The sequence below is a fragment of the Novosphingobium sp. 17-62-19 genome (assembly GCF_002256775.1).
Taxonomy (GTDB): domain Bacteria; phylum Pseudomonadota; class Alphaproteobacteria; order Sphingomonadales; family Sphingomonadaceae; genus Novosphingobium.
In genome coordinates this window covers 1-8,978 of sequence record NZ_NCII01000140.1, presented here as the reverse complement: position 1 = coordinate 8,978, position 8,978 = coordinate 1, and the positions used below count along the sequence as shown (strand labels likewise).

General features: G+C 64.2%; 11 protein-coding genes and 1 pseudogene. 9 read left to right on the top strand and 3 right to left on the bottom strand.

Translation table 11 applies throughout. The features are described from left to right. Window positions 1-648, top strand: a 648-nt coding sequence (locus tag B7X90_RS18020; protein ID WP_292626904.1) for a site-specific integrase, incomplete at its 5' end; no start/stop codon positions are given. A gap of 188 nt (window positions 649-836) precedes the next feature. Here the strand turns inward: B7X90_RS18020 and B7X90_RS18015 are convergent. From B7X90_RS18015 to B7X90_RS18005, 3 genes are read right to left on the bottom strand one after another with little or no spacing between them, the layout of a single operon-like run. Beyond that, window positions 837-2,270 carry a YncE family protein gene (locus B7X90_RS18015; protein ID WP_017182156.1) on the bottom strand — a complete coding sequence of 478 codons (1,434 nt, stop codon included), beginning with the start codon at window positions 2,268-2,270 and terminating at the stop codon, window positions 837-839. After that, window positions 2,267-2,635, bottom strand: a complete 369-nt coding sequence (locus tag B7X90_RS18010; RefSeq protein WP_017182155.1) for a DUF305 domain-containing protein — start codon at window positions 2,633-2,635, stop codon at window positions 2,267-2,269. Before B7X90_RS18010 ends, B7X90_RS18015 begins: the two co-directional genes overlap by 4 nt. 8 nt (window positions 2,636-2,643) lie before the next feature. Further along, window positions 2,644-3,123, bottom strand: coding sequence for a hypothetical protein (locus tag B7X90_RS18005; protein WP_017182154.1), 480 nt, complete (start codon window positions 3,121-3,123; stop codon window positions 2,644-2,646). A 122-nt stretch (window positions 3,124-3,245) separates the two neighbouring features. Between B7X90_RS18005 and B7X90_RS18000 the strand changes: the two genes are divergently transcribed. The 8 genes and pseudogenes from B7X90_RS18000 to B7X90_RS17965 all read left to right on the top strand — a co-directional run. Next, window positions 3,246-3,845 (top strand): uracil-DNA glycosylase, encoded by a 600-nt coding sequence (locus B7X90_RS18000; RefSeq protein WP_017182153.1) that lies wholly within the window; start codon window positions 3,246-3,248, stop codon window positions 3,843-3,845. Further along, window positions 3,842-4,633: a LysR family transcriptional regulator gene (locus B7X90_RS17995; protein ID WP_292626896.1), complete on the top strand. Its 792-nt coding sequence runs from the start codon at window positions 3,842-3,844 to the stop codon at window positions 4,631-4,633. The genes B7X90_RS18000 and B7X90_RS17995 overlap by 4 nt, the downstream gene beginning before the upstream one ends. Continuing rightward, window positions 4,633-5,784 (top strand): TDT family transporter, encoded by a 1,152-nt coding sequence (locus B7X90_RS17990; protein WP_026002223.1) that lies wholly within the window; start codon window positions 4,633-4,635, stop codon window positions 5,782-5,784. Before B7X90_RS17995 ends, B7X90_RS17990 begins: the two co-directional genes overlap by 1 nt. Window positions 5,785-5,871: 87 nt before the next feature. Next, window positions 5,872-7,110, top strand: a complete 1,239-nt coding sequence (locus tag B7X90_RS17985) for a molybdopterin-dependent oxidoreductase (protein ID WP_017182150.1) — start codon at window positions 5,872-5,874, stop codon at window positions 7,108-7,110. 11 nt (window positions 7,111-7,121) lie between these two features. After that, a complete protein-coding gene (locus B7X90_RS17980; protein ID WP_017182149.1) occupies window positions 7,122-7,595 on the top strand; it encodes a cytochrome c in 474 nt (157 codons plus the stop codon). 47 nt (window positions 7,596-7,642) lie between these two features. Then, the gene (locus B7X90_RS17975; RefSeq protein WP_292626887.1) at window positions 7,643-8,302 is read left to right on the top strand and encodes an MBL fold metallo-hydrolase; all 660 of its coding nucleotides are present in this window, start codon (window positions 7,643-7,645) and stop codon (window positions 8,300-8,302) included. Continuing rightward, window positions 8,299-8,559: pseudogene (locus B7X90_RS18410) on the top strand (DUF202 domain-containing protein); the annotation flags it as partial. The gene B7X90_RS17975 and the pseudogene B7X90_RS18410, both read left to right, overlap by 4 nt. A gap of 205 nt (window positions 8,560-8,764) precedes the next feature. Further along, on the top strand, window positions 8,765-8,978 hold a 214-nt coding region (locus B7X90_RS17965; RefSeq protein ID WP_292626906.1), incomplete at its 3' end, for a DUF1905 domain-containing protein.

The following is an 8,978-nucleotide window of genomic DNA, read 5'->3' as shown; positions in this document are numbered from 1 at the left end:
ATTGGCGACACACTTGCGGGGATCCGGCGTGAGCAGCGTGCGCGGCCGACGCGCAAGAAGAGTGCTATTTTGGCCGCCGATCTGGCTCGAATGATCGCAGCAGCTGAAGGCCAGAGTCCACGAGCGATCCGCGACCGAGCGGTCATGGCACTTGGGTTGGCGGCGGCGCTACGGCGTTCCGAATTGGTCGCGTTGAAGCTGGCTGACCTCGAACTGGTGGGCGAGGGGCTCAAGCTGACGATCCGGCATTCGAAAACCGACCAGGAGGGGGCAGGGCAGGTCATCGCCGTGCCCTCTGGCAAGGTACTCAAGCCCGGCGCTCGGCTGAATGAATGGCTCAGCGTCAGGGGAGGGGAGGCAGGTCCCCTGTTCTTCCGCACCGACGCACAAGGGATGATGACCAAAGAGCCGATGTCAGATCGCTCAGTTGCCCGCCTGATCCAGCGCTACGCCCAAAAGGTTGGGCTCGATCCTGCCGCATTCGGTGCCCACTCGCTACGATCAGGGTTCCTGACCGAGGCAGCCAAGGCGGGGGCCTCATTGCCGAAGATGCAGGAGGTATCACGGCAAAAAAAGGTCGAAGTGCTGCTCGGCTATGTCCGCGACGCAGCGCTGTTCGAGAACCATGCTGGAGAGAGATTTCTGTAGTTCGTGTTTTTGAGCACGCTGCATGGTCCAATTGACCGGCTCTGGGACAAAGCCGTCGTTAGCAGGTTAGACGGTGTCCGACGGCTTTAGGTAAACGCGGACGTCGATGAGCTTCCCTTCAATAACTAGGGAGTCGAAGAGCGATGAAACGCCGCTGCGCACAATTGGTAGCCAGCGGCGCGCGGGCTTCAATGGGCTTGTTTCTGCACTACCGCGCCCTGCGAATCCGGATCACCGGCACGAATGACCAAATAACGGCGCTCGGCTGGGGCAGCATCCGCGACAATCTGGCGGATCGGCCCGACGGCGTTGACGATGGCGGCGCCGGCCGGATTGGTCATGAACTTGGCAAGAGGTTGAATCGCACCCGTCCCGTCGGGTTTGGTCGCCAGTCCGAGCGTGAACGGTTGCTTGGGCGGCAGGCCGGCGACGGCGGCCTGCAGGATCTGGACCTGCCCCTGATCGAACAAAGTGACTTGGCTCTGGCCCTGGCCTGACAGGGTCAACTGGACCTTGCCGCTGGCCATATCGAGCGGGACCAGATTGGCCATGCCGTCGCCCGAAGGCACCGCGCCCGGTACATAGGCGACGCCCTGCGGCCCCTGACCGATAGGGATGGTCGTGAGCAGGCGGTTGGTGGCAGTATCGATGACCGCAACGCCGTCGCCATTCTCCAGCCCAACATAGATGCGGGTGCCGTCGCCCGAAGGCCATAACCCGTGCGGCAGCGCGCCGACCGAAACTGTCGCCACCTGTTCGAACGTGTCGGTGCGGAACACCTTGACGATGTTCTGCGTGCCGACTGTCACATAGGCGAACTGTCCGCGCGACGTGCGGGCGATGTTGACGTGATTGGTGATGGGGCCGGTGTCGATCGTCTTAAGGACAGCGAACGGCGGCTTGGCGTCGAACACCATTACCTTGCCGACATCTTTGAGCGTCAGCCAGACCTGCCTGCCATCGGGTGTCGCGGCGATGTCGGGGCAGAAGGGGCTAGCTTGGGCGACACGTCCGACGACCTTCTTGGCTTTGGTGTCGATCACGACCGTCTCGGGCGAGAAGCTCGAGCAAACGTACCCGTATTTGCCGTCGGGCGAGAAGATCGTCATGCCCGGGCCGTTCGGGACGGTGATGCGCGTGGTGGGTTCGAACGTCTTGCCATCGAGCACCTGGATATAGTCCTCGCCGCGAACGCTGACCCAGACCTCGCGCCCGTCGGGACGGAAGAACGCCTCGTGCGGCGAGCGGCCGACATAGGCGGTGTGCTTGACCGCGTTGGTGGCCGTATCGATGAAGGTCACCGAGTTCGACCCTATCGAGATCACCGCCAGCGTCCTGCCATCGGGTGAGAAGCCGATGCCGTGGACCAGAAGCTGACCCTTGTAGAGTGGGCTCAGATTGGCGGGCGTCAGATCGCCGAGCTTGATGACGCCGAGCAGCCGGTTGGTTGATGGGTCGATGACCGATACCGTGTTGGAAAACTGGTCCGAAGTATAGAAGCGGTCCTGCGAACTGATCGGCCGGTCGGGCATCGCATTGGGCACCTGCTGCGCGGATGCGGGGTTCGCCAGCAGGCCGAGGGCAGACATGGCAAACGCCATCTTGAGGTGATTCGTAATCATTTTCCGTCTCCCTGATGCTGGTGAGGCACACTCGGCGGTGCGCCCTTCTCGGCAAGGATCGCCTGCATGACCGCGATCTCCTGACGCTGTTCAACGATGATGCCCTGCGCGAGACGGCGCAGGCGTTCGTCCTTGCCGTAGCGCAGTTGCGCCTGTGCCATCTCGATTGCGCCCTGGTGATGCGGGATCATCATCGCCGCGAAGTCGCGGTCCGGATCACCGGACGGCGCGACCATCATCTCATGATGCATCTGCTCCATCGCGGCGGCCATGTCGGTGGCGAAGTCCTGAGGCGCCGCTGCGAGTGCGCCTGCGGATGCCGCGAGGCCGAGGCCGGCAAGGCCCAGTATCAGTTTCAAGCGCATGCCCCTTCTCATGATAGTCTCGCGATAACGCCTATGATGGCAGCCAGTGTCATCATCGCCGCCGGCAGGAGCAATATTTGCATCGTCGCCTCGCGGCCGCTGATCGTCCCGGCGAGGATTTCGACCGGGCCGCGCAGGAACTCGCCAAGGCTGCGCTGCCGCTCGCCCGGCGCAGCACTGTCAGCGAGGAGGATACCGCCGACGATCAGCGAGAAATACATGACCGTGAACAGCGTCACGACGACGAGGACACCTGCCGCTGCCGCATCGCGTGCGAAGAAGGCCCAGAATGACCCGACCATTATTGCATAGAACCCCACCAGCGCAACGAGCACATTAGGATGAACCCCGCGACTGGCGACGCCGGGCGCTGGTCGCTCCAGTTCGGCGTATGGATCATCGGATCGGACCAAGCGTAATGCCGGTCGCGTCGGTTCTTCCACCACTTCCTTGGGCTGAAACTCGCTCTCCATAATGCGCGTTGCCATGTCGGATCTCCTGATCGACAGCGCTGCCATTGCTGCATTGCTGTAACTGTGACCAAGGTGGCGCGTTGCTAGTCATCGATCCAACCGATGATATTTGTCGTTCCGATCACGAATGGAGATGAATGGCCTGGCTCGACGACCCCGACCTGATCAAGCGACGGCGGCAGTCCTTGGCGGATGCGCATGTCGCACAGCTCGAATGCTGGCGCGAAGGGCTGTTGGCCGACGGCAGACCTGTGCCGCATTTCGACCCGGCGGACGGCGGGGTCGACGCCCGGCTGCTGTTGCTTCTCGAAACCCCCGGTCCCGGGCCTGAGCGCACCCGCTTCGTGTCGCGCGACAATCCGTCCGGGACCGCCCGCAATCTGCGGCGCTATCTCGACGAGGCCGGCATCGACCGGTCCGATTTTGTACTCTGGAACACCGTGCCTTGGATCATGCATCCACCCGGTGCCCGCAATCGCACCCTGCGCAAAGCCGAGATCGATGCCGGGCTGGCCACGCTCCCCGGGCTTCTCGCGCTGCTGCCCAAGCTGAAAGTCTGCTTGCTGGCCGGCCGGGTGGCGACCAAGGCCGGACAACTCGTGTCGGCGCATGATGCTTCGATCAAGGTCATGCCGATGCCGCATCCCAGCCCGGCCAACGTCTGTACAAGTCCTCAGGTTATGGATCGCCTTCGCGCGGCGTTCAGCGAAGCAGCGGCCCTGCTCAACCAATCGTGAATGACGATTGGAACGATCCAATCAACAAGTTGGTCGAAGCGCGCCACGACGTGCCGCTATTTCATCGGGTCGGGCGCGGCATTGAGCTCACCGAGGCGGGTCGCATGTTTCTGGACGAGGCGCGCGCCGTCCTCGGCCGGGCCGCGAGCGCCGGGCTGGCGCTGGCGGAGTTCGGTGGTCTCAAGCGCGGCACGCTGCGGATCGTCGCGAGTCAGACCATCGCCAGCTACTGGCTGCCTGCGCGGCTCGCTGAATTTCATCGTCGCCATCCGCTGATCGGCATCGAACTGGCGATCGACAACACCGACGGTGCTGCTGCGCAGGTGCTCGACGGCACGGCCGAACTTGGCTTTGTCGAAGGTTCGGTCGACGAGCCGGCACTTGCGCACTGGAAAGTCGCCGAGGACCGGATGTTACTGGTCGGCGCAGAGCCAACCGGAAATGTCGATGAAACCTGGGTCCGCGAGGCCAACTGGATCGTGCGCGAACAGGGATCGGGCACGCGCTCGACCTTCGAGGAGGTGCTGCGCCACCGCGGCGTCGACCCTGCCGATCTCCGCATCGGCATGACCCTGCCGTCCAATGAAGCGGTTCGCTCGGCTGTCGAAGCCGGCGCCGGGGTGGCAGTGCTGTCCGAACTCGTCGTACGCAGGGCGCTGGCGGCGGGGCATCTGCATGACCTGGGTCTTGGGCTGCCCGCACGGCCGTTCGAAGCGCTGCGCCACAAGGAGCGTTACCGCACCAAAGCGGCCGACGCGCTGACCGATCTCGTGAAGGAGCATGGATGATGACCGGCGACCTCAAGCCCGTGCTCGGCGGCCTGCGTCCACTCTCGCGCCTCGATCATCCCCGCGAGATGATCCGCCAGTTCACCCCCAACTGGTTCGCCGCGACCATGGGCACCGGCATCCTCGCGCTGGCGCTACCGCAGGTGCCGGGCATCGGCCCGGCATTGAAGCCGGTCGGCGAGGCGTTGTGGTTTTTCAACATCGCGCTGTTTGCGCTCTTCACCGGCCTCTATTCGGCGCGCTGGATAATGTTTGGCCATGAGGCACGGCGGATCTTCGGCCATAACACGGTGTCGATGTTCATCGGCACCATCCCGATGGGCCTCGCCACGATCATCAACGGCTGCCTCGCCTTTGGGATCGCCCGGTTCGGCGACGGCATCGTCGGTGTAGCGCATGTCCTGTGGTGGATCGATGTCGCGGTGGCCGTGACCTGCGGCGTCGTCATTCCCTATTTCATGTTCACCCGTCACGAGCACAGCCTCGACGGCATGACCGCCGTCTGGCTGCTCCCGGTGGTCGCGGCAGAGGTGGCGGCGGCGAGCGGCGGGCTGCTGGCGCCACATCTCGCCGATCCGCATGCGCAATTCGTGACGCTGCTCACTTCCTATGTGCTCTGGGCCTATTCGGTGCCGGTCGCCTTCAGTATCCTCGCGCTACTCATCCTTCGCATGGCGCTGCACAAGCTGCCGCACGAGGGGATGGCCGCGTCGAGCTGGCTCTCGCTCGGCCCGATCGGCACCGGTGCGCTCGGAATGCTCGTGCTGGGCGCTGACGCGCCAGCGATCCTCTCGGCGCACGGTCTCGCCTCAATTGCCGGCATTGCCCAGGGTCTCGGTAGCATCGCGGGGCTGCTGCTTTGGGGCTTTGGCCTGTGGTGGCTGGCGCTCGCGATGCTGATCACCTGGCGCTACTGGCGCGCCGGGATCCCGTTCAATCTCGGCTGGTGGGGCTATACCTTCCCGCTTGGCGTCTACACGGTCGCGACCTTCCGCCTCGGCACGACCTTCGACCTCGCCTTCTTCGGGATCGTCGGGACGGTGCTCACCCTTGCCCTCGCGATGATGTGGGTGGTGGTCGCCGCCAAGACGCTCGCCGGCGCGTGGAAGGGCCACCTCTTCGTATCGCCCTGCATCGCGACACCCAACTGATCGCCTGAGGCGATCAAAATCGAAAATCCGATCGCTTGGCTCGACGAGCCGGATCGGCCACGTTCGCCCGAAGAAGGGAATGCTATCATGGACAAGCTCGACACTTGGTTCGCCGCCGAAAGCAGTCGTCGCCGCTTTCTGGGTCAGGCCGCGCTCGGCGGCGCCGCGCTCGCTGCCGGCCCCGCACTCGCGCAGAGCCTCGTCGACCTGCACCTTCCCGGCGGCAATGCCGGGCGGCCGATGACCAGCGCCTTTCCCGGCAAAGGCAGCATGATCCTTCAGCGCATGCACCCGCCGCTGCTCGAAACTCCGATGGAGGTATTCGACCGCGACGTTTTCACCCCCAACGACCAGTTTTTCGTGCGTTGGCACTGGGCCGACATCCCGACCTCGATCGATGTCGATATTTTCCGGCTCACCGTCCGCGGCCACGTCAATAGACCGCTTTCGATCAGCCTTGCGCAGCTGCTCCGGTTGCCGCGCGTCGAGATGGCGGCGGTCAATCAGTGCTCGGGCAACAGCCGCGGCCTGTTCCAGCCGCGCGTGCCCGGCGCACAATGGGGCAATGGTGCGATGGGCAACGCCAAATGGCTCGGCGTCCGGCTAGGCGACATCCTCGACTATGCCGGCGTAAAGCCCGGCGCGGTGCAGGTGCGCTTCGGCGCCCTCGACCAGCCCGTCGTTGCCGGCGCACCCGATTTCGAGAAGGCGCTCGACATCGACCATGCTCGAGACGGCGAGGTGATGATCGCCTTCGGCATGAACGGTGAGCAATTGCCCCTGCTGAACGGCTTCCCTTGCCGGCTGATCGTGCCGGGCTGGTATTCGACCTATTGGGTCAAGATGCTCAATGACATCGAGGTGCTGCCCGGCCCAGATGACGAATATTGGATGGCCAAGGCTTACAAGATCCCGGCGACCCCGGGCGCCAATGTGAAGCCGGGCGCAAAGGACTTCCCGACAGTCCCAATCAACCGGATGATCCCGCGGTCCTGGGTCACCAGTCTCGGCGAAGGCCAGGCCATCGCATATGATCGAACGATCCCGCTCGGTGGTATCGCCATGGGCGGCGATTGCGGGGTCGCCAAGGTCGACGTCTCCACCGATGGCGGCCGCACCTGGTATCACACCCGGCTCGGTCCCGATCACGGCAAGTACAGCTTCCGCCGCTGGGACACGCAGGTGCCGCTGGCGGCGCGCGGAAATGTCCGGCTGATGTCGCGCTGCTGGAACACGGACGGGGTCGCGCAGCCGATGGCGCCAATTTGGAACCCGGGCGGGTTCATGCGCGGCAATATCGAAACCACCAACATCACTGCGTCCTGAGGAGAGCCGAGATGAAAGTCCCTTCGATCGGCATGCTATCCTTCGGTGCGGTCGGCCTTGCGGCCATAGTCCTGATCGCGATCGGCCCGCCCGGCAGCCACGTGCCCCCACCGCCGCCCGCACCCAGCGGCCCGGCACCGTCGAGCATCGCTTTTGGCGGGTTCGCGCTCACGTCGGACACGGTCGACCTGCCGATCGACGACCAGCAATTTCCCGACGGCCCGCACGCCGACGTGATCAACGCCAACTGCACCTCGTGCCATTCGGCCAGCATGGCACTGACCCAGCCCGCGCTCACGGCCGACCAGTGGAAGGCGACGGTCACCAAGATGAAGGAGGTCTATAAGGCACCGGTCTCGGAAAAGGATATTCCAGCGATCGTCGACTATCTGACGGCGCTGAGCGCGAAGCAGGGCAGCGCGGCGCCGGCCGGCAAGGAATCCGGAAGTCAGGGCGCTCCCGACGCGCCGGGCGGGACTGGCTGAGTGACTGATCGCCGCGCGCCGCGTTGATCGGATGAAGGAGGCGCCTGATGCGTATCGAGAAATTCGTCCATAGCTGCTTGAGGCTGACGCTCCAGGGCAAGCGGCTGTTGTTCGACCCAGGCAAATTCTCGTTCGTCGATAGGCGTGTCGATCCTCGCGACCTCAGCGACGTGGATTTCATCCTATTTACGCACGGCCATCCCGATCATCTCGACTGCGAGGCGCTACGCACCATCGTCGGCGATGGCGAACCGCGGATATTCGGAGGCAACAAGGTCGCAGCCACGTTGCGCAGCCAGGGCTTCACCGTCAGCGAGGTAAGAGAAGAAGGGCTCGACCTTGGACCATTCGCGGTCCGTGCCCTGCCGGTGCGCCATGAGCCGATCCTCGCCGAAGAAATCCCGGCCGTCCTGGCATTTGTCGTCAATGATCGCCTTCTCAATCCCGGCGATAGCTTCGATGAACGGCTCCGCCAATTTGCTGGAATTGAGGCGCTGGCGCTGCCGGTGATGGCGCCGTTCCTGACCGAGATCGGCGCCCACGAGTTCGCCAGGTCCATGCGTCCAAGCCATGTGCTCCCGGTCCACGATGGCTATGCCCGCGACTGGTTCCTGACGCAGCGCTACGATACCTATGAGCCCTATTTCGAGAAGGCTGGCATGACCTTCCACCGCCTCCAGCAGCCCGGTGACGGGTTCGACCTGTGACGGACGACAAACCGCCGGAGCCGGCGAAGCCCGTCCATGCGGCCAGGCAGTTGGTCAACAGCGCCGACAAGCTCGCGACCAGCGCCGAGCAGCAGACCGACAGCGCCGATCGCCGCACAGTACTTGCTGCGGATCGGACCGTCCTCGCGGCCGAACGGACCTATGCTGCCTGGGTGCGAACCGGGCTCGCTGCTTTGGCAGCCGGCATCGGTGCTCGCGCCTTGCTCGACAAGCTGGTGCCCGACTGGATGATCGCGGCCACCGGCTCGGTTCTGATCCTATTCAGCGCCCTGTGCTTTATCGCCGCGATCTGGCGCGAGTTCGCACCGGGCGTGCCGCCGCCCAAGCCCGACACGGCGAAGCTACCCGGCTGGTCGAAACCTGGCTCTCGATGCAACCGCTCGGTTCTACCTGGCTGGACAAGGTGGCGCAGCCGCACTGGACGAGCCCTGCTCCTATCCGATGATCGATCGACAGACGTTCGATTTTACCGCGACGGTCTGGACCTGGCAGTTCGCCAATCGCTCCACGGTGGCCAACTGGTATTTCGTCACCGTGGAGGGGCAGACGGCGTTGGAGATCCGTCTGGCGTCGCTCGGGCTGACGGCCGGTTTTGGCTCGGTTCGTATTCGAGCGACGATCGGCACGACGACATGGGGCACCTCGATATTCCCTC